Here is a 20,674-nt window from a genome sequence, read left to right as displayed (position 1 = left end):
GGCCCCCGCCGTGGTGGCGGGGGCCGGACGGGCACGGACGGGACCGCGGACGGGCCTAGCGGACGAAGAGCGACGCCTTCGACGCGAGGTCCAGGAAGTACTGCGGCAGCAGGCCGAGACCCAGGGTGACCAGCACACCGAAACCGATGACGGTGGCGGTGAGCGGGCTGGGCACCGCCACGGACGCGCCCTGCGGCTGCGGGTCGGAGAAGAACATCAGCACGATGACCCGGATGTAGAAGAACGCCGCGACCGCCGAGCTGAGCACACCGACGATCACCAGCGGCGTGGCGCCGCCCGCCGCCGCGGCCTGGAAGACCGCGAACTTGCCGGTGAAACCGCTGGTCAGCGGGATGCCCGCGAAGGCCAGCAGGAACAGTGCGAAGACCGCCGCCAGCAGCGGCGAGCGCCGCCCGAGCCCCGCCCAGCTGGACAGGTGCGTCGCCTCCCCCTTCGAGTCGCGCACCAGGGTGACCACGGCGAACGCGCCGAGCGTCACGAAGGAGTACGCGAGCAGGTAGAAGAGGACGGCGCCCAGGCCCTGCCGGTTGGTGGCGATGACACCGGTCAGGATGAAGCCGGCGTGCGCGACGGACGAGTACGCGAGCAGCCGCTTCACGTCCTGCTGGGTGACGGCCAGGATCGCGCCGACCACCATGGTGAGGATCGCGACGCCCCACATGACCGGCCGCCAGTCCCACTTCAGGCCGGGGAACGCCACGTAGAACAGCCGCAGGAAGGCGCCGAACGCCGCCGTCTTGGTGGCCGCCGCCATGAAGCCGGTGACCGGCGTCGGGGCGCCCTGGTACACGTCCGGGGTCCAGGAGTGGAAGGGCACGGCGCCGACCTTGAAGAGCAGGCCGACCGAGACCATCGCCAGGCCGATGAGCAGCAGGACGTCGTTCTGGGTGGTGACGGCGAGCGCCGGGGTGACCGGTGCGACGCCGGAGACGACGTCGGCGATGTCGCCGAGCTGGACGCTGCCCGCGTAGCCGTACAGCAGGGCGATGCCGAAGAGGAAGAACGCCGAGGCGAACGCGCCGAGCAGGAAGTACTTGAGCGCGGCCTCCTGCGAGAGCAGCCGGCGGCGCCGGGCGAGCGCGCAGAGCAGGTAGAGCGGGAGGGAGAAGACCTCCAGCGCCACGAACATCGTCAGCAGGTCGTTGGCGGCCGGGAAGAGCAGCATGCCGCCGACCGCGAACAGCGTGAGCGGGAAGACCTCGGTGGTGGTGAAGCCCGCCCGGACGGCCTCGCGCTCCTGCTCGCCGCCGGGCACCGAGGCGCCCTGCGCCGTGAAGGCGTCGACGCCGAACCCGTTCAGGCGGGGTTCCAGCCGGCGCTCCGCGTAGGTCAGGACGGCGAGCGCGGCGGTGAGCAGGATGACGCCCTGCAGGAACAGCGCCGGGCCGTCGATCGCGACCGCGCCCATCGCCAGCAGGCCCGCCCTGGTGGTGGCGTGGCCCTGCACGGCGAGCACGACCACGGCCGTGAAGGCGGCGCCGATGCCGAGCAGGGCGATGCCGAGCTGGGCGCCGTAACGGGCCCGGCGCGGCAGGAACGCCTCGGCGAGGATGCCGGCGATCGCGGCGCCGAAGACGATCAGCATCGGGGAGAGCTGGGCGTACTCGACGTGCGGGGCCGGGATGCTGGGGCTGTTGCCGCCCGCAGCAGCGAGCCAATGGGTCGGACTCACTGGTGCTCACCTCCGGTGGTGGCGGCGACCGGGTGGGCCGGTGCCGGGTCGGTCCGGTGGACCTGCGACAGCGTCGCGTCCACCGCCGGGTTGACGATGTCGGTCAGCGGCTTCGGGTAGACACCGAGCAGCAGGGTGAGTGCCACCAGCGGTGCCACCACGGCGAGTTCGCGGACCTTCAGGTCGGGCATGCCCTCCATGCGGGGCTTGACCGGGCCGGTCATCGTGCGCTGGTACAGCAGCAGCGCGTAGAGCGCGGCGAGCACGATGCCGAAGGTCGCGGCGATGCCGATCGCCGGGTACCGGCTGAACGTGCCGACCAGCACCAGGAACTCGCTGACGAACGGCGCCATGCCGGGCAGCGACAGGGTGGCGAGCCCGCCGATCAGGAACGTGCCGGCGAGCACCGGCGCGACCTTCTGCACGCCGCCGTAGTCGGCGATCAGACGCGAGCCGCGCCGGGAGATCAGGAAGCCCGCGACGAGCATCCACGCGGCCGTCGAGATGCCGTGGTTGACCATGTACAGGGTCGCGCCGCTCTGGCCCTGGCTGGTCATCGCGAAGATGCCCATGATGATGAAGCCGAAGTGCGAGATCGAGGCGTACGCGACGAGCCGCTTGATGTCCTTCTGCCCGATCGCGACCAGCGCGCCGTAGACGATGCCGACCAGGGCGAGCACGAGGATCGCGGGGGCGAAGGTCTTCGAGGCGTCGGGGAAGAGGCCGAGGCAGAACCGCAGCATCGCGAACGTGCCGACCTTGTCGACCACCGCGGTGATCAGCACGGCCGTTCCGGCGGTGGACTCCCCCATCGCGTTCGGCAGCCAGGTGTGCAGCGGCCACAGCGGGGCCTTCACCGCGAAGGCGAAGAAGAAGCCGAGGAACAGCGCCTTCTCCGCGACCGGGTCGATGACGAGCCTGCCGTCGGCGACGGCCCCGGTGAGGGTCGGCAGGTCGAAGGTGGCGAGGTTCTGGTCGGCGGCGATCACGTACAGGCCGATCACCGCGGCGAGCATCACCAGGCCGCCGAGCAGGTTGTAGAGCAGGAACTTCACCGCGGCGTAGCTGCGCTGCCGGGCGGAGTCGGGCCCGCCGGCGCGGTCGCCGAAGCCGCCGATCAGGAAGTACATCGGGATCAGCATGGCTTCGAAGAACACGTAGAACACGAAGACGTCGGTGGCCAGGAAGGACACCAGCACCATCGCCTCGACGGCCAGGATCAGGGCGAAGAAGCCCTGGGTGCGGCGCTTGTTCTCGAAGGTGCCCTCGGGCGCCGGCGCCGGGTCGGCGTCGTGCCAGGAGGCCAGCATCACCAGCGGCACGAGCACCGCGGTGAGCAGGGCCAGCACGGCGCCGATGCCGTCGACGCCGAGCGAGAAGCTGATGCCGAAGGAGCGGATCCAGCTGTACGACTCGGTCAGCTGGTAGCGGGGCCCGCCCGGGTCGAAGCGGACCACGACGACGGCGGCCAGCGCCAGCGTCACCGCGGCGACGGCCACCGCGACGCCCTTGGTGGTGCGCCGCCGGGACTCGCTGGACCCGGCCGGCAGGGCGGCGGTGAGCACCGCGCCGGCCGCGGGGACGGCGCAGGTGGCGGTCAGCAGGTAGCTCACGGCCGGCCTCCCTCAGCACTCATGTGATTTCCCATCAGACCGACCTCATCAGCAGGGTGGTGGCGACCAGCACCAGCGTGCCGCCGAACATGGAGAGGGCGTAGGAGCGGACGAAGCCGGTCTGCACCCTCCGCAGCCGGCCGGAGATCCCGCCGACGGCGGCGGCGAGCCCGTTGACGAAGCCGTCCAGGCCGCGGCTGTCGAACCAGACCAGGGTCGCGGCGAGGGCCGTGCCCGGCCGGACCAGGACGGCGTGGTTGATGTCGTCCTGCAGGAGGTCGCGGCGGGCGGCGCGGGTGAGCGCCGAGCCGACCGGCGGGACGACCGGCACCGGGGAGCGGCCGTACATGGTGTACGCGAGGCCGACGCCCGCCAGCATGCAGACGGTGGTGATCAGGGTGACGGTCGTCGCGGAGAGCGGGGAGTGACCCTCCTCGAAGCCGGTGACCGGCTCCAGCCAGTGCAGGAAGCCCTCGCCGAAGGTGAAGAGGCCGCCGAGGAAGACCGATCCGAAGGCCAGCACGACCATCGGCAGCGTCATGACGGCGGGCGACTCGTGCGGGTGCGGCTCCTCGCCGGTCTCCGGGTCGGGCTGCCAGCGCTTCTCGCCGAAGAAGGTCAGGATCATCACGCGGGTCATGTAGAACGCGGTGACGCCCGCACCGACGAGGGTGCACAGGCCGAGGATCCAGCCCTCGGTGCCGCCGGCGCCGAACGCCGCCTCGATGATCTTGTCCTTGGAGAAGAAGCCGGACAGGCCGGGGAAGCCGATGATCGCGAGGTAGCCGAGGCCGAAGGTCACGAAGGTGACCGGCATGTACTTCCGCAGGCCGCCGTAGTGGCGCATGTTCACCTCGTCGCCCATGCCGTGCATGACCGATCCGGCGCCGAGGAAGAGCCCGGCCTTGAAGAAGCCGTGCGTCACCAGGTGCATGATCGCGAAGGCGTAGCCGATCGGGCCGAGGCCCGCCGCGAGGATCATGTAGCCGATCTGCGACATGGTCGAGCCGGCCAGCGCCTTCTTGATGTCGTCCTTCGCGCAACCGACGATCGCACCGTAGAGCAGCGTGACCGCCCCGACCACGACGACGGCGAGCCGGGCGTCGGGCGCCAGGTCGAAGACCGCCGAGGAGCGGGTGATCAGGTAGACGCCGGCGGTCACCATGGTCGCCGCGTGGATGAGGGCCGAGACCGGGGTCGGGCCCTCCATCGCGTCGCCGAGCCACGACTGCAGCGGCACCTGGGCCGACTTGCCGCAGGCCGCGAGGAGCAGCATCAGGCCGATCGCCGTCAGCTTGCCCTCGCTCGCCGTGTCGGCCGCGCCGAAGACCGGGCCGAAGGTGAACGAGCCGAACTCCACGAACATCAGCATGATCGCGATCGAGAGGCCCATGTCGCCGACGCGGTTGACGATGAACGCCTTCTTGGCGGCCGTCGCGGCGGCGGGCTTGTGCTGCCAGAAGCCGATGAGCAGGTACGAGGCGAGGCCCACGCCCTCCCAGCCGACGTACAGCAGCAGGTAGTTGTCGGCCAGCACCAGCAGGAGCATGGCGGCCAGGAAGAGGTTGAGGTACCCGAAGAAGCGGCGGCGGCGCTCGTCGTGCGCCATGTAGCCGATCGAGTACACGTGGATCAGCGTGCCGACACCGGTGATCAGCAGGACGAAGGTCATCGACAGCTGGTCGAGCTGGAAGGCGACGTCGGCCTGGAAGCCGTTCACCGGGATCCAGCTGTACAGGTGCTCGGTGACGGCCCGGTCCTCGCCGGGGCGGCCGAGCATGTCGGAGAACAGCGCGAGGCCGATCCCGAAGGACGCCAGGACGGCCAGTGTGCCGATCCAGTGGCCGGTGCGGTCCAGCAGGCGCCCGCCGAGCAGCAGCAGGGCGGCGCCGGCCAGCGGGACCGCGACCAGCAGCGGAATGAGTGAGTTCACCGTGGCCCTCCGCCTACAGCTTCATCAGGTTGCTGTCGTCGACCGAGGCGGTGTGCCTGGTCCGGAAGATGCTCACGATGATGGCGAGGCCGACCACGACCTCGGCCGCCGCGACCACCATGGTGAAGAAGGCGATGATCTGGCCGTCCAGGTTGCCGTGCATCCGGGAGAAGGTGACCAGGGCGAGGTTCGAGGCGTTGAGCATCAGCTCCACGCACATGAACAGCACGATCGCGTTCCGCCGGACGAGCACACCGGACGCGCCGATGGTGAACAACAGGGCGGAGAGATACAGGTAGTTGACCGGGTTCACGCCTCGCCCTCCTCCTTCTTCGGGACGGTCTCCAGAGCCTTGCGCGGCTCGGGGGGCGTCGGGCGGGACGAGGGGGCGCGGCCGAGCCGGTCGGCGGTGGTCTCCTCCAGCTCGGCCATCCGCCGGAGCATCTCCTGGCTGACGTCGCGGATCTGGCCGCGCTCGCGCAGGGTGGCCATCACCGAGTCCTCGGCGACCGTGCCGTCGGGCAGCAGGCCCGGCACGTCGACCGCGTTGTGCCGGGCGTACACGCCGGGGGCGGGCATCGGCGGCACCTGGATGTTGTCGCGGACGCGCTGCGCGGCCAGCTCGCGCTGGGTCTTCGGGGCCTTCACGTGCTCGCGGTGGGTGAGCACCATGGCGCCGATCGCCGCGGTGATCAGCAGTGCGCCGGTCACCTCGAACGCCCAGACGTACTTGGTGAAGATGAGCCGGGCCAGGCCCTGCACGTTGCCTTCGGCGTTGGCCTCGGAGAGGCCGGTGAAGTCCTTCAGCTTGGCGTTGGCGAGGCCGGCGACGAGCACCACGCCGAAGCCCAGCCCGCAGAGCACCGCGGCGACCCGCTGGCCCTTCAGCTGCTCCTTCAGCGAGTCGGCGCTCGTGACGCCGACCAGCATCACGACGAACAGGAAGAGCATCATGATCGCGCCGGTGTAGACGACGATCTGCACCACGCCCAGGAACACCGCGCCCTGCGCCAGGTAGCAGACCGCCAGCGCCAGCATCGTCGCGGCGAGGCAGAGTGCGCTGTGCACCGCCTTCTTCATCAGCAGCATGCCGAGCGCACCGCCGACGGCGATCACCGCGAGGATCCAGAACTGGACGGCCTCTCCGGTGGAGGTCATGACTGCGCCTCCTTCTCGTGCTGGTGCCGCTCCTGCTGCACCGTGCCGGGCGCCGCCGCGGTGATCTCGCCCCGGTAGTAGGCCTGTTCGTCGGTGCCGGGGTGGATGGCGTGCGGACTGTCGACCATCCCCTCGGTGAGCCCGACGAGCAGCTGCTCCTTGGTGAAGATCAGGTCGGCCCGGGAGGAGTCGGCCAGCTCGTACTCGTTGGTCATGGTGAGCGCCCGCGTCGGGCAGGCCTCGATGCACAGGCCGCACAGGATGCAGCGGGCGTAGTTGATCTGGTAGACGGCGCCGTACCGCTCGCCGGGCGAGTACCGCTCGTCGTCGTGGTTGTCGGCGCCCTCGACGTAGATGGCGTCGGCCGGGCAGGCCCAGGCGCACAGCTCGCAGCCGACGCACTTCTCCAGGCCGTCGGGGTGCCGGTTCAGCTGGTGGCGACCGTGGAAGCGGGGAGCGGTGTCCTTCTTCTGCTCCGGGTACTGCTCGGTGAGCCGCTTCTTGAACATGGCCTTGAAGGTCACGCCGAAGCCGGCGGCCGGGCCGAGGATCGAGGGCTTGTCCGTGTCGTCGGACGGCATACCGGCTCAGCTCCCTTCGGAATGGTCGGCCCCGTTGAGGGCGTCCTGGAGTTGCGGGGCGCGACTGCGCCGGCGGGGCACCGGCGGCAGTTCCTGGCCGGGCAGCGGCGGCACCGGGTAGCCGCCCGCCATCGGGTCGAACGCGGCGGGCACGGCGGGCTGTTCGGCCTCGGGCTTGCGCCGCACGAGGTCCCGGACCAGGGCCAGCAGCAGCACCGCGGCGATCGGCGCGCCCACGTACAGCACCACGTTGGCGAAGTCGTAGCCCTCGTTGCGCAGCGCCCGGACGCTGGCCACCATCACCAGCCACACCAGCGAGACCGGGATGAGGACCTTCCACCCGAGCTTCATGAACTGGTCGTAGCGCAGGCGGGGCAGGGTGCCGCGCAGCCAGATGAAGAAGAACAGCAGGAGCTGGATCTTCAGGACGATCCACAGCATCGGCCACCAGCCGTGGTTGGCGCCCTCCCAGAAGGTCGAGATCGGCCAGGGGGCGCGCCAGCCGCCGAGGAAGAGCGTGGCCGCGACCGCGGAGACGGTGACCATGTTGACGTACTCGGCGAGCATGAACATCGCGAACTTCAGCGAGGAGTACTCGGTGTTGAAGCCGCCGACCAGCTCGCCCTCGGCCTCCGGGAGGTCGAACGGCGCCCGGTTGGTCTCGCCGACCATCGCGACGACGTAGACGATGAACGACACCGGCAGCAGCACGGCGAACCACGTGGGCTGCTGCGAGGCGACGATCTCCGAGGTCGACATCGAGCCGGAGTAGATGAAGACCGCCGCGAACGACAGGCCCATCGCGATCTCGTAGCTGATCATCTGGGCGGAGGAACGGATGCCGCCGAGCAGCGGGTACGTCGACCCGGACGACCAGCCGGCCAGCACGATGCCGTAGATGCCGACGGAGGCGGTCGCCAGGATGTACAGCAGGGCGATCGGCAGGTCGGTGAGCTGCAGCGGGGTGCGGGTGCCGAAGATCGACACCTCGTTGTCGGCCGGGCCGAACGGGATCACCGCGAAGGCCATGAACGCGGGGATCGCCGCGACGATCGGCGCCAGGACGTAGACCACCTTGTCGGCCCCGGTGACGACCAGGTCCTCCTTGAGGGCCAGCTTGATGCCGTCGGCGAGCGACTGCAGCAGGCCCCAGGGGCCGTGCCGGTTCGGGCCGATGCGCAGCTGCATCCAGGCGACGACCTTGCGCTCCCAGACGATCGCGATCAGCACGGTGCCGACCAGGAACGCGAAGCAGAAGACCGCCTTCAGCAGCACCAGCCACCAGGGGTCGCGGCCGAAGAAGCCGAGGGTCTCGTAGGCAGCGAGAGTGTGCATCACGCCTCCTGTGCCGGGGCGATGGTGACCAGGTGGCCGACGGTGGTGCCGAGCGTGCGCCGCGCGCCGCCCGGGGTGGAGTTGAGGGGCAGCCAGACGGTGCGGTCGGGCAGCCCGTCGGTGATCTCCAGCGGCAGCACCAGGGAGCCGGCCGGGCCGGTGACCCGCAGTGCCGCGCCCGCGCCGATCTCGGCGGCCGTGGTCGGCGAGATCCGGGCGACGACGGGGTGCCGGGTGGCGGCGAGGTGGGTGTCGCCGTCCTGGAGGGAGCCGTGGTCGAGCAGCATCCGGTGGCCGGCGAGCACGGCCTGGCCGGTGGCCGGGCGGGGCAGCGGGGCGGGATGCGTGGAGGGGGCCGCCGTGCGGTCGCCCGTCCAGGGGGTGAGGCGGTCGAGCTCCAGGCGGGCGGCGCGGACGTCCGGCAGGCCGAGCGGCGTGCCGAGCGCGTCGGCCAGCATGTTCAGCACCCGGATGTCGGAGTGCAGCTGGCGCTGCATCAGCTGGTCGGGCTTGAGCGCCGACTCGAACATCCGGGCCCGGCCCTCCCAGTCGAGGAAGGTGCCGGCCTTCTCGGCGACCGCGGCGACCGGCAGCACCACGTCGGCGTGCGCGGTGACGGGGGACGGCCGCAGCTCCAGGGAGACGACGAACGCGGCGCGGGTCAGCGCCTCGTCGGCGAGCGCCGGGTCCGGCAGGTCGTCGAGTCCGACACCGCCGACGAGCAGCGCGTCGAGGTCGCCGCCGGCGGCGGCGGCCAGGATCTGGTCGGTGTCGCGGCCGAGCCGGGACGGCAGGCCGGGCACGCCCCAGACGGCGGCGGCCTCGGCGCGGGCGGCGAGCACCGTCACCGGGCGGCCGCCGGGCAGCAGCCCGGGCAGTGCGCCGGCCTCGACGGCACCGCGCTCGCCGGCCCGGCGGGGGATCCAGGCGAGCGTCGCGCCGGTCGCGTGGGCGAGCTTCAGGGCGGCGGTGAGGCCGCCGGTGACGGCGGCGAGCCGCTCGCCGACGAGGATCACCGAGCCGGGCGAGCGGAGCGCGTCGGCGGCCCGGCCGGCGTCGTCGGCGAGCACCTCGTCGCCGGCCAGCGCGGCCAGCCACTCGGCCTCGGTGCCGGGGGCTGCGGGCAGCAGGGCCCCGCGCAGCTTGGTCAGGCCGCGGGTGGCGTGGGTGGCGATCGCGTACACCCGCTGGCCCTTGGCGCGGACGGCCTTGCGCAGGCGCAGGAAGACGATCGGCGACTCCTCCTCGGGCTCCAGCCCGGCGAGGAGGACCGCCGGGGCGTCCTCCAGTGCGGCGTAGGAGACGCCGGTGCCGTCGAGGTCGACGCCGTGCCCGGCGACGGCGGCGGCCAGGAAGTCGGCCTCCTCGGCGCTGTGCGGGCGGGCCCGGAAGTCGACGTCGTTGGTACCGAGCACGACCCGGGCGAACTTGCCGTACGCGTAGGCGTCCTCGACGGTGGTGCGGCCGCCCGCGAGGACGCCCGTGCGGGCGCCGCGCAGGCCTTCGGCGGCGCGGGCGAGGGCCTCGGGCCAGGAGGCGGTGACGAGTTCACCGCTGGCGGGGTCGCGGACGAGCGGGGTGCCGAGGCGGTCGCGCTGCTGGGCGTAGCGGAACGCGAACCGGCCCTTGTCGCAGCTCCACTCCTCGTTGACCTCCGGCTCCTCGCCGGCGAGGCGGCGCATGACCTTGCCGCGGCGGTGGTCGGTGCGCAGCGAGCAGCCGGACGAGCAGTGCTCGCAGACGCTCGGGGAGGAGACGAGGTCGAACGGGCGGGAGCGGAAGCGGTAGGCGGCGGAGGTGAGTGCGCCGACCGGGCAGATCTGGATGGTGTTGCCGGAGAAGTACGAGTGGAAGTCGTCGCCCTCTCCGGTGCCTACCTGCTGGAGGGCGCCGCGTTCGACGAGGTCGATGAAGGGGTCGCCGGCGATCTGCTGGGAGAAGCGGGTGCAGCGGGCGCAGAGCACGCAGCGCTCGCGGTCGAGCAGCACCTGGGCGGAGATCGGCACGGGCTTGGCGTAGGTGCGCTTCATGCCGTCGAAGCGGGTGTCGGTGTCGCCGGTCGACATGGCCTGGTTCTGCAGGGGGCATTCGCCGCCCTTGTCGCAGACCGGACAGTCGAGCGGGTGGTTGATCAGCAGCAGCTCCATGACGCCGCGCTGGGCCTTCTCGGCGACGGGCGAGCTGAGGTGGGTGCGCACCACCATGCCGTCGGCGACCGGGATCGTGCACGACGCGACCGGCTTGCGCTGGCCCTCGATCTCGACGATGCACTGGCGGCAGGCGCCGGCGGGGTCGAGCAGCGGGTGGTCGCAGAAGCGCGGGATCTGGGTGCCGATCTGCTCGGCGGCGCGGATGACCAGGGTGCCCTTGGGCACCTGGACCTCGACGCCGTCGATGGTGAGCGTGACGAGGTCGGTGCTTGTCTCGGTGACGGTCACGCGTGCACCTCCCTCTCGGTGGCGGACTCGTGGGTGGTGGCCCGGCCGGCCCAGACGGTGGAGGCGGCCGGGTCGAGCGGGCAGCGGCGCTCGGTGATGTGCTGCTCGTACTCCTCGCGGAAGTACTGGAGCGAGGAGACGATGGGGCTGGCGGCGCCGTCGCCGAGCGCGCAGAAGGACTTGCCGTTGATGTTGTCGGCGATGTCGAGGAGCTTCTCCAGGTCGCCCTCGTGGCCCTGGCCCGCCTCGATCCGCTTGAGGAGCTGGACGAGCCAGTAGGTGCCCTCGCGGCAGGGCGTGCACTTGCCGCACGACTCGTGGGCGTAGAACTCGGTCCACCGGGTGACGGCGCGGACCACGCAGGTGGTCTCGTCGAAGACCTGGAGGGCCTTGGTGCCGAGCATGGAGCCGGCGGCGGCGACGCCCTCGTAGTCGAGGGGCACGTCGAGGTGGGCGTCGGTGAACATCGGGGTGGACGAGCCGCCCGGGGTCCAGAACTTGAGCCGGTGGCCGGCGCGGACGCCGCCGGTGATGTCGAGGAGCTGGCGCAGGGTGATGCCGAGCGGCGCCTCGTACTGGCCGGGGTTGGTGACGTGGCCGGAGAGCGAGTAGAGCGTGAAGCCGGGTGACTTCTCGCTGCCGAGGCCCTTGAACCACTCCTTGCCCCGGCTGAGGATCGGCGGCACGGACGCGATCGACTCGACGTTGTTGACGACGGTCGGGCAGGCGTACAGGCCGGCGATGGCGGGGAACGGCGGGCGCAGCCGGGGCTGGCCGCGGCGGCCCTCCAGGGAGTCGAGGAGGGCGGTCTCCTCGCCGCAGATGTACGCGCCGGCGCCGGCGTGCACGGTGATGTCGAGGTCGGTGCCGGAGCCGAGGACGTCCTTGCCGAGGTAGCCGGCCTCGTAGGCCTCGGCGACGGCGGCCTGGAGGCGCCGCAGCACGGGCACGACCTCGCCGCGCAGGTAGATGAAGGCGTGGTTGCAGCGGATCGCGTACGACGCGATGATCATGCCTTCGATCAGGCTGTGCGGGTTGGCGAAGAGCAGCGGGATGTCCTTGCAGGTGCCCGGCTCGGACTCGTCGGCGTTGACGACGAGGTAGTGCGGCTTGCCGTCGTTCTGCGGGATGAACTGCCACTTCATGCCGGTGGGGAAGCCGGCGCCGCCGCGGCCGCGGAGACCGGAGTCCTTGACGAGGGCGATGACGTCGTCGGGCGGCATGGCGAGGGCGGCGCGCAGGCCGGCGTAGCCGTCGTGGCGGAGGTACGTGGCGAGGGTCCAGGGGCGGTCGTCGTCCCAGGATGCGGAGAGGACCGGCGTCAGGAGCTTCTCGGCCGGTTCGGCGGAGGTCATCACGCTTCGGTCCCTTCGTGCCGGGGGGCGACCACCTTGGCGCCCGGGGTACCGGGCAGGGCCTCGCCCTTGGCGAGGCGGAGGCCGGCGAGGGAGGCGTCCCCGCCGGCGCCGGACTCGTCGACGGCGCCGGGGCGGGCGTCGGCGAAGCCGGCGAGGATGCGGGAGGTCTCCTTGAACGAGCAGAGCTTGGCGCCGCGGGTGGGGCTGACCTCGCGGCCGGCCCGGAGGTCGTCGACGAGCTTGCGGGCGCTGTCGGGCGTCTGGTTGTCGAAGAACTCCCAGTTGACCATCACCACGGGGGCGTAGTCGCAGGCCGCGTTGCACTCGATGTGCTCGATGGAGATCGCGCCGTCGGCGGTGGTCTCGTTGTTGTCGACGCCGAGGTGCTGCTTGAGCTCGTCGAAGATCTGGTCGCCGCCGAGGACGGCGCACAGGGTGTTGGTGCAGACGCCCACGTGGTAGTCGCCGGCGGGCCGGCGGCGGTACATCGTGTAGAAGGTGGCGACGGCGGTGACCTCGGCGGTGGTGAGGTCGAGCTGCTCGGCGCAGAAGCGGATGCCGGTCGGGGTGACGCAGCCGTCCTCGGCCTGCACGAGGTGCAGGAGCGGGAGCAGTGCGGAGCGGGCCTGGGGGTAGCGGCCGACGAGTTCGGCGGCGTCGGCGGCGAGGCGCTGGTGCACCTCCGCGGGGTAGGGCTTGGCCGGCAGTGCCGGCAGCCCGAGTTCGACGTTGGTCACCGGTCCACGCCTCCCATCACCGGGTCGATCCCGGCCACTGCGACGATGACGTCGGCGATCTGGCCGCCCTCGCACATCGCCGCCATCGTCTGCAGGTTGGTGAACGAGGGGTCGCGGAAGTGGACCCGGTAGGGCCGGGTGCCTCCGTCGCTGACCACGTGCACCCCGAGTTCGCCCTTGGCCGATTCGACGGCCGCGTAGGCCTGGCCGACGGGCACCCGGAAGCCCTCGGTGACCAGCTTGAAGTGGTGGATCAGGGCCTCCATGGAGGTGCCCATGATCTTCCGGATGTGGTCGAGGGAGTTGCCCATGCCGTCGGGGCCGACGGCGAGCTGGGCGGGCCAGGCGATCTTCTTGTCGCCGACCATGACCGGGCCGGGGGCGAGCCGGTCGAGGCACTGCTCGACGATCCGCAGCGACTCCTTCATCTCCTCCAGCCGGATGATGAAGCGGCCGTAGGAGTCGGCGGTGTCGGCGGTGGCGACCTCGAAGTCGTAGTTCTCGTACCCGCAGTACGGGTCGGACTTGCGGAGGTCGTGCGGCAGGCCGGTGGCGCGCAGGATCGGGCCGGTGGCGCCGAGGGCGAGGCAGCCCGCCAGGTCGAGGTGGCCGACGTCGACCAGCCGGGCCTTGAACACCGGGTTGGTGGTGGCGAGTTTGTCGTACTCGTGCATGCGGGAGCGGAAGAGCTTGACCGCTTCGCGGATCTGGTCGACGGCGCCGGGCGGCAGGTCCTGGGCGAGGCCGCCGGGGCGGATGTACGCGTGGTTCATCCGCAGGCCGGTGACGAGTTCGAAGACGTCGAGGATCAGCTCGCGGTCGCGGAAGCCGTAGATCATCAGGGTGGTGGAGCCGATCTCCATGCCGCCGGTGGCGAGCGCCACGAGATGCGAGGAGATGCGGTTGAGCTCCATCATGAGAACGCGGACGACGCTCGCGCGCTCGGGTACGTCGTCGGTGATGCCGAGGAGCTTCTCGACGGCGAGGCAGTAGGCGGTCTCGTTGAACAGCGGCGTCAGGTAGTCCATGCGGGTCACGAAGGTGGTGCCCTGGACCCAGTTCCGGAACTCCATGTTCTTCTCGATGCCGGTGTGCAGGTAGCCGATGCCGCAGCGGGCCTCGGTGACCGTCTCGCCGTCGATCTCCAGGATGAGCCGGAGCACGCCGTGCGTGGACGGGTGCTGCGGGCCCATGTTGACGATGATCCGCTCGTCGTCGGCGCGGGCGACGGCGTCGACGACCTCGCCCCAGTCGCCGCCGGTGACGGTGAAGACGCGCCCCTCGGTGGTGTCGCGGGCGCCGGCCTCTTCGAAGTGTTGAGTGGTCATCAGCTGTACGACCTCCGCTGGTCGGGCGCCGGGATCTGGGCGCCCTTGTACTCGACGGGGATGCCACCGAGCGGGTAGTCCTTGCGCTGCGGGTGGCCCAGCCAGTCGTCGGGCATCATGATCCGGGTGAGGGCGGGGTGGCCGTCGAAGACGAGGCCGAAGAAGTCGTAGGCCTCGCGCTCGTGCCAGTCGTTGGTGGGGTACACGCTGACGACGGACGGCACGTGCGGGTCGGCGTCCGGCGCGGTGACCTCGATGCGGATCAGCCGGTTGTGGGTGATCGAACGCAGGTGGTAGACGGCGTGCAGTTCGCGGCCGGTGTCGGCCGGGTAGTGGACGCCGCTCACGCCGAGGCACAGCTCGAAGCGGAGCGCGGGGTCGTCGCGCAGGGTGCGGGCGGTCTGCAGGAGGTGCTCGCGGGCGACGGAGAAGGTGAGTTCGCCGCGGTCGACGACGGTCTTCTCGATGACCTCCGCCGGGTCGAGGCCCTGCTCCTCCAGGGCGCCCTCCAGCTCGTCGGCGACCTCGTCGAACCAGCCGCCGTACGGGCGGGTGCTCGCGGGCGGCAGGACGATCGGGCGGGCGAGGCCGCCGAAGCCGGAGGTGTCACCGGTGCCCTGGGCGCCGAACATGCCCTGGCGGCGGCCGACGACCTCGACCGGGATCTCCTTGCGGGTGGCGGGCACGGTCTCGGGGGTGCCGCCGGGCGGGGTGGTGCCGGGCTCGCTCATCGCAGCAGCCCCCGCATCTCGCTGACCGGGGTGGCCTGCAGGGCGAACTCCTCGGCCTGCTCCTCCTCGCGGCGGCGGTTCACGCCGAGCTTCTCGTGCTGGATCTTGTCGTGGAGCTTGATGATCGCGTCCAGCAGCATCTCCGGGCGGGGCGGACAGCCCGGCAGGTAGATGTCGACGGGGACGATGTGGTCGACGCCCTGGACGATCGCGTAGTTGTTGAACATGCCTCCCGAGGAGGCGCAGACGCCCATCGAGATGACCCACTTCGGGTTCGGCATCTGGTCGTAGACCTGCCGCAGCACCGGCGCCATCTTCTGGCTGACGCGTCCGGCGACGATCATCAGGTCGGCCTGCCGCGGCGAGCCGCGGAACACCTCCATGCCGAACCGGGCCAGGTCGTAGCGGCCGGCGCCGGTCGTCATCATCTCGATCGCGCAGCAGGCCAGACCGAAGGTGGCGGGAAAGACCGACGCCTTCCGCACCCACCCAGCGGCGGCCTCCACGCTGGTGAGCAGAAAGCCGCTCGGCAGCTTCTCCTCGATACCCATCAGATCCCTCTCAATGCCCTCAAGTCCGGTGGCTTGTCCGCCCGTTCACAAAGTCAGCGGTCAGTCCCACTCCAGACCGCCGCGACGCCAGACATAGGCGTACGCGACGAAGACGGTGGCGATGAACAGGAGCATCTCGACCAGCCCGAAGATCCCCAGGGCGTCGAAGCTGACCGCCCAGGGGTAGAGGAAGACGATCTCGATGTCGAAGACGATGAAGAGCATCGCCGTCAGGTAGTACTTGATCGGGAACCGACCGCCGCCCACCGGCTGCGGGGTCGGCTCGATACCGCACTCGTACGCCTCCAACTTGGCCCGGTTGTAGCGCTTCGGGCCGGTCAGCGAGGCCATCACGACGGAGCCGACCGCGAACGCCGCCGCGATGGCACCGAGTACGAGGATCGGCGCGTAGGCATTCATAGCCCCCGCTCCCTCCGTCCAGTCGTCCTTGACTGCAGATAGGAACTACCAGGTCACACTGCGGTGAACCCGTGATCCACTTCGTGAGATCACCTCCATGTGAGGCAGTTCACAAAGCCCGGATCGCCCGCATCCTATGCCTGTCGGCTTGTGATCTGCGACACGCGGTTCTGAACGATCTTTGTGATCTGCGCCACCTCGCAAACACCCACCAAGCGGGCTGAGTCGCACCTCAAACACCCATAGGGCACGAATGGTCACAAACAGTCGCATTCACCGGTGAAGCGACTGGTCAGAGCGTTGCGGCTATATCAATCATGCAGCGCCTACCGCAAATTTCTGCATGATCCAGTTGACGTGATATAGCCACTCACCCTCCCGGGGGTGGGGCTGCGGCGCCCGATTGACCTTTCCTTCACAAGCGCACGAAGCGGCCCTCCGACGGGCCCGCGGCAGGGTGATCGTGAAGGGCGAGGAGGGCGACGGCGGCGGCCCGCCGGACGGCCCCCGGGTGATCGGCCGGCCCGTCGGCAACTCGGCGCTGCGGCGGCTCTTCCAGGGGCCCGGAGCGGCGGCCGGGGCCGGGATCCGGGGCCGGAAGCCGGGGGCCAGGAGCCAGGAGCCGGGGCCCCGGCCGCCGGGGAGGGGCACACCGCGGCGGGGCACTCCGCGGGTGCGGGCCCGCCCGCACCGCTCAGCGGGCGTGATCGGCCTGCCGGTCCGCACCGCTGCCGCCCGCCACGGCCTCACGGTGCCGCACGCCGGCCAGGACTTCGTGACGGTGGCCCCGGCCGTCCCCGGCCTCCGGCAGCGCGGCGTCCGTCACCGGCGCGGCACCCGGCGCCGAACGGCGGCCCCACTCGGTGCCCGCCAGCACGCACAGCGCACCGAGCACGCCGGCCACGCCCAGGTGGTCGCCGGCCAGGGCCACCCCGAACACCGCCGCCCACAGCGGCTCGGTGCCCAGCAGCAGGCTCACCCGCGACGGCGACGTCGACCGCACCGCCCACATCTGCACGAAGAACGCGAACAGCGTGCACAGCAGCGACAGATGGAGCAGGTACCCCCACTGCGCCGGGCCGAAGGACGCCGCGACCGCCAGCGGGGACGGCCCCGCGAAGGGCGCGACGGCCGCGAAGACCGCGGTCGCCGTCGCGAGCTGCACCCAGGTCAGCGCCAGCACGTCGGTGCCGGCCACGGCCCGGCTGCGCGCCGTCGCCAGCACGTTCACCGTCCGCACCACGGCCGCGCCCAGCACCAGCAGGTCGCCGGGGCCCGGCGCCTCCAGGCCCCCGCCGCCGGTCAGCAGCGCGACGCCGAGCACCGAGAGCCCTGCCGCGGCGAGGAACACCCGCGACGGCGCGGTGCGCCGCAGCGCGCTCTCCGCGAGCGGCGTGAAGACCATCGTGAGGCTGATGATCAGGCCCGCGTTGGTCGCCGAGGTGTGCACCGCACCGTACGTCTCCAGCAGGAAGATGCCCGCCAGGACGAGCCCCAGCAGCGCCCCGCCGCGCCACTCGCGGGCGCTCAGCCCGCGCAGCGGGCGCCACGCGGCGGCCCCGAGCAGCGGCAGCACCAGGGCGAAGCGCAGCACCAGCACCGCCACCACCGTGCCCGGGTCGGCGACCTGCTTCACGGCGAGGAAGCTCGACCCCCACACCACGGCGACGGCGAGGACGGGCAGGTCGCGGACGGACTGCGGGGTGACACGCATGCGGATCCTCCGGGATGGCGGGGCGGTGGAGTCCCGTACGCCGTCGGACGGATCCGGCGCAGTGCCGGCGGGCCATCCTCGCGCACCGGGCCTAGGCCGATCAATCGGCTTTCCCGGCGCCCCCCGGCACCCCTGCGCCCTCCCCCGCGGCCGTGCGCCTCCCGTACGGTGGGAGCCCCCGCGACCACCGCACCGCACAGGAGCCGCCCGTATGGAGAGCAGCAGCTGGGACAGCATCGACCGGCTGGTCGGCTGGCTGGACGGGGCGAGCGCCCTGCCGCCGGGCGAGGAACGGCTGTTGCGCATCCTCAAGCTCTCCGAGGAGGCCGGCGAGGTCGCCCAGGCGGTGATCGGCGCAACCGGACAGAACCCGCGCAAGGGGGTCACCAACGGCTGGGACGACGTCGAGAAGGAACTGTGCGACGTCGTGGTGTCCGCCCTGGTGGCGCTGCGCACCCTCACCCCCGACGCGGCCGGGGTCTTCGCCCGGCGGCTCACCGCCATCGAGGAGCGGTCGCTGGCCGCCCACCGGGAGCCGTGACGACACCGTGCTGCTGACCGTCGCCCCCACGCCCCGGCTGGAACTGCCGCCCCTGGGGCCCGCGCACGCCGAGGAGATGGCCGCCGTGCTGGCCGATCCGGCGCTGTACGCGTTCACCGGCGGCACGCCGTACGGCGTCGAGGAGCTCCGCGCCCGGTACGCGCGGCTCGCCGCGGGCTCCCCCGACCCGGCCGTCGGCTGGGTCAACCGCGTGCTGCGGCTGCGCGCCGACGGGCGGCTCGCCGGGTACGTCCAGGCCACCGTCACCGACGGCGGGCGCACCGCGGAGGTGGCGTGGGTGGTGGGCACGCCCTGGCAGGGCCGCGGGCTCGCCGCCGAGGCGGCGACGGCACTCGTCGGCGCCCTCGCGGACGCCGGTGCGGAGCTCGTGGTCGCGCACGTCCACCCGGAGCACCGGGCCTCGGAGCGGGTGGCCGCCGCGGCGGGCCTGCACCCGACGGACCGCGTGCACGACGGGGAGCGCCGCTGGGAGGCCCCGCTCAGCGCCCGCTGAGGCGGAACGACGTGCTGCCGAAGCCGACCTGGTCGCCGGGCCCCACCCGGACGGGCCCGGTCACCCGGCGCCCGTTGACGTACGTGCCGTTGGCCGAGCCCAGGTCGTGCAGCTCCCAGGCGCCGTCCCGGTGGCGGAGTTCGGCGTGCACGCGGGAGACGGTGGAGTCGGACAGCCGCAGCCCGCAGCCGTGGTTGCGGCCGATCCGGAGCGGGGCGGGGCCGGGCTGCGGCAGGCCGAGTTCGGGCAGCTGCTGGTTCTGCCAGGTGCGCCGCAGCCGGACGTTGAACGCCGAGACGCCGCCGACGGCGCGCAGCAGCAGCCGGCCGAGCGGTCCGCCGGTCGGCAGGCCGGTCAGGGCGTCCTGGATCTCCGCGCGGGTGCGGGCGACGAGCACGAGCTCCATCCGCCGCATGAACGTGTCGTGGGAGAGGCGCCCGGTGCCGACACCGTCGCGGAGCGCTCCGAGCGCCCGCTCGCGGTCGGCCTCGGACGGCCTGGCCACCTCTGTGCCGAACTCTGCTGACGCCATGGGGCGATTGTCGGGCGCATCCGTCGGCGCTGTCCAGCGGCCCTCCCGGTGGAGTTCCGGGGGGCCGTGGGGCGGCGGGCGGGGACGGGCCGTCAGGCGTTCGGCGCGACCTTGGCCAGGCCGTTGATGATGCGGTCCATCGCGTCGCCGCCCTGGGGGTCGGTCAGGTTGGCGAGCAGCTTGAGGACGAACTTCATCAGCACCGGGTGGGTGAGGCCGCGTTCGGCGGCCATCTGCATGATCTTCGGGTTGCCGAGCAGCTTCACGAAGCCGCGCCCGAGCGTGTAGTAGCCGCCGTAGACGTCCTTGAGGATCTGCGGGTAGCGGTGCAGGGCGCGCTCGCGGCCGTGGTCGGTGATGCGGGCGAGGGCCTGGACGACGACGCCGGCGGCGATCTGGCCGGACTCCATGGCGTAGGCGATGCCCTCGCCGTTGAACGGGTTGACCATGCCGCCCGCGTCGCCGACGAGCAGCAGGCCGCGGGTGTAGTGCGGCTGGCGGTTGAACGCCATCGGGAGGGCGGCGCCGCGGATCGGGTCGGTCATGTTCTCCGGCGTGTAGCCCCACTCCTCGGGCATGGAGGCGCACCAGCTCTTCAGCACCTCGCGCCAGTTGAGGTCGCCGAAGGCGGGCGAGGAGTCGAGGATGCCGAGGCCGACGTTGGAGGTGCCGTCGCCCATGCCGAAGATCCAGCCGTAGCCGGGCAGGAGCTTCCGCTCGCCGCCGCGGGTGTCCCACAGCTCCAGCCAGGATTCGAGGTAGTCGTCGTCGTGGCGGGGCGAGGTGAAGTACGTGCGGTAGGCGACGCCCATCGGGCGGTCCTCCCTGCGGTGCAGGCCCATGGCGACGGAGAGCCGGGTGGAGTTGCCGTCGGCGGCGACGACCAGCGGCGCGCGGAACTCGACGGCGCGCTTCTCCTCGCCGAGCTTCGCGGTGACGCCGGTGATCCGGCCGGTGCGCTCGTCGAGCACGGGCCCGCTGACGTTGCAGGCCTCGTACAGCCGGGCGCCGGCCTTGACGGCCTGACGGGCGAGCAGTTCGTCGAAGTCGGCGCGCTTGCGGACGAGGCCGTAGTCGGGGAACGACGACAGCTCGGGCCAGTCGAGCTCCAGGCGGACGCCGCCGCCGATGATCCGCAGGCCCTTGTTGTGGAGCCAGCCGTTGTCGGTGGAGACGTCGATGCCCATGTCGACGAGCTGCTTGGTGGCGCGCGGCGTGAGGCCGTCGCCGCAGATCTTCTCCCGCGGGAACTCGGTCTTCTCCAGCAGCAGCACGTCCAGCCCGGCCTGCGCCAGGTAGTACGCCGTGGTGGAGCCCGCGGGGCCGGCGCCGACGACGATGACGTCAGCGGTGCTCTCGACGGTGCCGCTCAGGTCGGCTGCGGTCTCGGACACGGGGCACACTCCTGCACTGCGGACGGCTGGGCGTGGACGAGTCTAGCCAGCGCTCACGTGCCGGAGGAGCACCCGGGGAGGGTGCCGCCGGGTGCGGCCGGAC

At 71.7% G+C, this 20,674-nt stretch carries 19 protein-coding genes; 2 read left to right on the top strand and 17 right to left on the bottom strand.

Annotation, left to right across the window (positions count from 1 at the left end; all coding sequences use genetic code 11):
- Positions 1–55: 55 nt before the first annotated feature.
- The 15 genes from nuoN to SNE206_RS05010 all read right to left on the bottom strand — a co-directional run bounded on the left by nuoN (position 56) and on the right by SNE206_RS05010 (position 17,590).
- A complete protein-coding gene (gene nuoN, locus SNE206_RS05080) occupies positions 56–1,693 on the bottom strand; it encodes an NADH-quinone oxidoreductase subunit NuoN (RefSeq protein ID WP_407912128.1) in 1,638 nt (545 codons plus the stop codon).
- Entirely contained in the window at positions 1,690–3,306 is a 1,617-nt protein-coding gene (locus SNE206_RS05075) for an NADH-quinone oxidoreductase subunit M (RefSeq protein ID WP_407912127.1), read from the bottom strand. The genes nuoN and SNE206_RS05075 overlap by 4 nt, the downstream gene beginning before the upstream one ends.
- A gap of 34 nt (positions 3,307–3,340) precedes the next feature.
- Positions 3,341–5,239, bottom strand: a complete 1,899-nt coding sequence (gene nuoL / locus SNE206_RS05070; protein ID WP_407912126.1) for an NADH-quinone oxidoreductase subunit L — start codon at positions 5,237–5,239, stop codon at positions 3,341–3,343.
- A gap of 13 nt (positions 5,240–5,252) precedes the next feature.
- Positions 5,253–5,552, bottom strand: coding sequence for an NADH-quinone oxidoreductase subunit NuoK (gene nuoK, locus SNE206_RS05065; protein ID WP_405011944.1), 300 nt, complete (start codon positions 5,550–5,552; stop codon positions 5,253–5,255).
- Complete coding sequence (locus tag SNE206_RS05060; protein ID WP_407912125.1) at positions 5,549–6,397, bottom strand: NADH-quinone oxidoreductase subunit J; 849 nt, start codon at positions 6,395–6,397, stop codon at positions 5,549–5,551. The genes nuoK and SNE206_RS05060 overlap by 4 nt, the downstream gene beginning before the upstream one ends.
- Positions 6,394–6,978 (bottom strand): NADH-quinone oxidoreductase subunit NuoI, encoded by a 585-nt coding sequence (gene nuoI, locus SNE206_RS05055; RefSeq protein WP_405011946.1) that lies wholly within the window; start codon positions 6,976–6,978, stop codon positions 6,394–6,396. The genes SNE206_RS05060 and nuoI overlap by 4 nt, the downstream gene beginning before the upstream one ends.
- 6 nt (positions 6,979–6,984) lie before the next feature.
- On the bottom strand, positions 6,985–8,313 hold the full coding sequence (nuoH, locus tag SNE206_RS05050) for an NADH-quinone oxidoreductase subunit NuoH (protein WP_407912124.1): 1,329 nt from the start codon (positions 8,311–8,313) through the stop codon (positions 6,985–6,987).
- A complete protein-coding gene (locus SNE206_RS05045; protein ID WP_407912123.1) occupies positions 8,313–10,751 on the bottom strand; it encodes an NADH-quinone oxidoreductase subunit G in 2,439 nt (812 codons plus the stop codon). Before SNE206_RS05045 ends, nuoH begins: the two co-directional genes overlap by 1 nt.
- Positions 10,748–12,106 (bottom strand): NADH-quinone oxidoreductase subunit NuoF, encoded by a 1,359-nt coding sequence (nuoF, locus tag SNE206_RS05040; RefSeq protein ID WP_407912122.1) that lies wholly within the window; start codon positions 12,104–12,106, stop codon positions 10,748–10,750. Before nuoF ends, SNE206_RS05045 begins: the two co-directional genes overlap by 4 nt.
- Positions 12,106–12,846 (bottom strand): NADH-quinone oxidoreductase subunit NuoE, encoded by a 741-nt coding sequence (gene nuoE / locus SNE206_RS05035; protein ID WP_407912121.1) that lies wholly within the window; start codon positions 12,844–12,846, stop codon positions 12,106–12,108. Before nuoE ends, nuoF begins: the two co-directional genes overlap by 1 nt.
- Complete coding sequence (locus SNE206_RS05030; RefSeq protein ID WP_407912120.1) at positions 12,843–14,174, bottom strand: NADH-quinone oxidoreductase subunit D; 1,332 nt, start codon at positions 14,172–14,174, stop codon at positions 12,843–12,845. Before SNE206_RS05030 ends, nuoE begins: the two co-directional genes overlap by 4 nt.
- On the bottom strand, positions 14,174–14,905 hold the full coding sequence (locus tag SNE206_RS05025) for an NADH-quinone oxidoreductase subunit C (protein ID WP_407912119.1): 732 nt from the start codon (positions 14,903–14,905) through the stop codon (positions 14,174–14,176). The genes SNE206_RS05030 and SNE206_RS05025 overlap by 1 nt, the downstream gene beginning before the upstream one ends.
- Positions 14,902–15,456: a NuoB/complex I 20 kDa subunit family protein gene (locus tag SNE206_RS05020; RefSeq protein ID WP_405011953.1), complete on the bottom strand. Its 555-nt coding sequence runs from the start codon at positions 15,454–15,456 to the stop codon at positions 14,902–14,904. Before SNE206_RS05020 ends, SNE206_RS05025 begins: the two co-directional genes overlap by 4 nt.
- A gap of 60 nt (positions 15,457–15,516) precedes the next feature.
- Positions 15,517–15,876, bottom strand: coding sequence for an NADH-quinone oxidoreductase subunit A (locus SNE206_RS05015; protein WP_014137597.1), 360 nt, complete (start codon positions 15,874–15,876; stop codon positions 15,517–15,519).
- Between the two features lie 694 nt (positions 15,877–16,570).
- The gene (locus tag SNE206_RS05010; RefSeq protein WP_407912118.1) at positions 16,571–17,590 is read right to left on the bottom strand and encodes a DMT family transporter; all 1,020 of its coding nucleotides are present in this window, start codon (positions 17,588–17,590) and stop codon (positions 16,571–16,573) included.
- A 211-nt stretch (positions 17,591–17,801) separates the two neighbouring features.
- Between SNE206_RS05010 and SNE206_RS05005 the strand changes: the two genes are divergently transcribed.
- Positions 17,802–18,131: a MazG-like family protein gene (locus SNE206_RS05005; protein WP_407912117.1), complete on the top strand. Its 330-nt coding sequence runs from the start codon at positions 17,802–17,804 to the stop codon at positions 18,129–18,131.
- A 7-nt stretch (positions 18,132–18,138) separates the two neighbouring features.
- On the top strand, positions 18,139–18,645 hold the full coding sequence (locus SNE206_RS05000; protein WP_407912116.1) for a GNAT family N-acetyltransferase: 507 nt from the start codon (positions 18,139–18,141) through the stop codon (positions 18,643–18,645).
- On the opposite strand, the gene SNE206_RS04995 is transcribed toward SNE206_RS05000, so the two are convergent.
- Both SNE206_RS04995 and SNE206_RS04990 read right to left on the bottom strand, forming a co-directional pair.
- Positions 18,632–19,177 carry a DUF1707 and FHA domain-containing protein gene (locus SNE206_RS04995; protein ID WP_407912115.1) on the bottom strand — a complete coding sequence of 182 codons (546 nt, stop codon included), beginning with the start codon at positions 19,175–19,177 and terminating at the stop codon, positions 18,632–18,634. The two genes, SNE206_RS05000 and SNE206_RS04995, sit on opposite strands and share 14 nt — an antisense overlap.
- A 92-nt stretch (positions 19,178–19,269) precedes the next feature.
- Positions 19,270–20,550: a geranylgeranyl reductase family protein gene (locus SNE206_RS04990; protein WP_407912230.1), complete on the bottom strand. Its 1,281-nt coding sequence runs from the start codon at positions 20,548–20,550 to the stop codon at positions 19,270–19,272.
- Between the last annotated feature and the right edge of the window lie 124 nt (positions 20,551–20,674).

Source organism: Kitasatospora sp. NE20-6, assembly GCF_045862635.1.
This window is presented reverse-complemented; position numbering and strand designations above follow the sequence as displayed.

Excerpts from the sequence above, each read along its gene's own strand:
- SNE206_RS05060 (WP_407912125.1), bottom strand. The coding sequence starts at position 6,397 with ATGACCTCCACCGGAGAGGCCGTCCAGTTCTGGATCCTCGCGGTGATC.
- nuoI (WP_405011946.1), bottom strand. The coding sequence starts at position 6,978 with ATGCCGTCCGACGACACGGACAAGCCCTCGATCCTCGGCCCGGCCGCC.
- nuoH (WP_407912124.1), bottom strand. The coding sequence starts at position 8,313 with ATGCACACTCTCGCTGCCTACGAGACCCTCGGCTTCTTCGGCCGCGAC.
- nuoF (WP_407912122.1), bottom strand. The coding sequence starts at position 12,106 with ATGACCTCCGCCGAACCGGCCGAGAAGCTCCTGACGCCGGTCCTCTCC.
- SNE206_RS05030 (WP_407912120.1), bottom strand. The coding sequence starts at position 14,174 with ATGACCACTCAACACTTCGAAGAGGCCGGCGCCCGCGACACCACCGAG.
- SNE206_RS05025 (WP_407912119.1), bottom strand. The coding sequence starts at position 14,905 with ATGAGCGAGCCCGGCACCACCCCGCCCGGCGGCACCCCCGAGACCGTG.
- SNE206_RS05020 (WP_405011953.1), bottom strand. The coding sequence starts at position 15,456 with ATGGGTATCGAGGAGAAGCTGCCGAGCGGCTTTCTGCTCACCAGCGTG.
- SNE206_RS05015 (WP_014137597.1), bottom strand. The coding sequence starts at position 15,876 with ATGAATGCCTACGCGCCGATCCTCGTACTCGGTGCCATCGCGGCGGCG.
- SNE206_RS05010 (WP_407912118.1), bottom strand. The coding sequence starts at position 17,590 with ATGCGTGTCACCCCGCAGTCCGTCCGCGACCTGCCCGTCCTCGCCGTC.
- SNE206_RS05005 (WP_407912117.1), top strand. The coding sequence starts at position 17,802 with ATGGAGAGCAGCAGCTGGGACAGCATCGACCGGCTGGTCGGCTGGCTG.
- SNE206_RS04995 (WP_407912115.1), bottom strand. The coding sequence starts at position 19,177 with ATGGCGTCAGCAGAGTTCGGCACAGAGGTGGCCAGGCCGTCCGAGGCC.